Here is a 1,737-nt window from a genome sequence, read left to right on the forward strand (position 1 = left end):
GTCCAGGAGAGCCGTATTGGCCCACTCACGCACCTCGGCATACGGATAATCCTCCAGCGCTGCAAACCCTGGAATTGCCCGCGCCTTGAGCTTGGTAAACAGCGGCACGCTGATACCGCACAAGAACCGTGTCAGCCGTTCCGCACCCGGCACATGGCCGTTGTACGCCTCATGCCTGTGGATAAAGTCGCCACACAGCGCCTCGAAGTTTTTATCCACAAGCGCCGGCAGCTCAGGCGGCTCCGGCAGACGGGCAACCTGCCCATGACACACCGAACAATGCCCGCACTGCTGCGGCGCATTTTCGTCGCCGAAGTACTGCGCCAATCGATAGCCGAGGCAGTGCTCGGTGGCGAACAGATCGAGCATCGCATGGATACGCGCGATTTCGGTGCGTTCATGGTGCGTGAAGTAGCCATGCAACTCGGCGCTCAACGCCTGAGCATCGAAGTCCGTCATCAGCAGGCTATAGACCTCGGTCATCTGCTTGCTTTCCAGCTCGACCCAACCCTTCTCCTGGAAGTAATCCAGCGCCTTGACCACCCGGTTGCGCTCGGCTTGATGCTGTTGGTACAGCGCCTCGAAATTCACCGTGGCCCAGGTTCGCGCACGGCTGGAGGTCTGGATGATCGCCTCGACGAAGTCCCGTCGCTCGCCTTCGAAACGTGCCAACAAGGCTTCAGGCTCCAGCAGGAACTTGAAACGATATTCGGCGAAGTAGGCGTAACGCGGTGCGATCAAACCTTTGAGTTCAAGCTGCACCAGCAAGGTCTTGAGCGGCAGTTGGCGGATATTGCTCTGGTCGGCCAGCGGCCCCAGCAAAAACTCCCATTGCCCATCCGGCGCAGCGGCTTGCAGTTCGTCGAGCACACAGCGGATGCCGTCCAGCTCCGGCGTGTCGCCGTACACGAAGTTTTCCAACACGTTGAGGCTGTCGCGGTTGGCCAGCACCAGGCAGTCGGAAGGCTGCCCGTCACGCCCGGCGCGGCCGATTTCCTGACTGTAGTTTTCGATGGATTTCGGCAGGTCGAAATGCACCACGTTGCGGATGTCGCTCTTGTCGATGCCCATGCCGAACGCGATGGTGGCGACGATGCAATTGGACTGCCCGCCCATGAACCGACGCTGGATCGCTTCCCGCTGTTCGTGGGGCAAACCGGCATGATAGGCCTCGGCCTGAAGACCGTTTTGACTCAAATGCTGGGCAATCTGCTCGGCGGTTTTCTGCAAGGTCACGTAGACGATGCTCGGCTGCCCGGCACGCTGGCTCATCCACTCCACCAGACGCCGGCGCTTGTCCTGGCCACGCACCGGCTCAACCAGCAAATTCAGGTTGGGGCGATAGAAACCGGTGGTCACCACATCGTTCGCCGCGATGGCGAATTTCGCCTGCATGTCGGCGATCACCTTGGGCGTTGCAGTGGCCGTCAGCAGCAAGGTTTGCGGGATGTTGAACTGGCGCTGGTAGTCCGGCAGCTTCAGGTAATCCGGACGGAAGTTGTGGCCCCACTCGGAGATACAGTGCGCCTCGTCCACCACCAGCAACGAAATCGGCACTTGCTGCAAAAAGTTGCGAAAGCGCTCGTTCTTTAAGCGCTCCACAGAAATCATCAGGATCTTCAATTCGCCGGAACGCGCCCGCGCCATCACCTCGTTGGCGTCATCGCGGCTCTGCGCCGAATCGATACTTGCAGCGGCAATGCCGTGGCGCTGAAAGAACGCCAGCTGGTCCTGCAT

The 1,737-nt window shown here is 60.1% G+C and carries 1 protein-coding gene; it reads right to left on the minus strand.

Annotated features, from left to right (window positions below; genetic code table 11):
* Positions 1 to 1,737: RecQ family ATP-dependent DNA helicase (locus tag AC1DH9_RS28485; protein ID WP_477809269.1), on the minus strand; the 1,737-nt coding region annotated here is incomplete at both ends.

Source organism: Pseudomonas sp. 05T35, assembly GCF_056396605.1.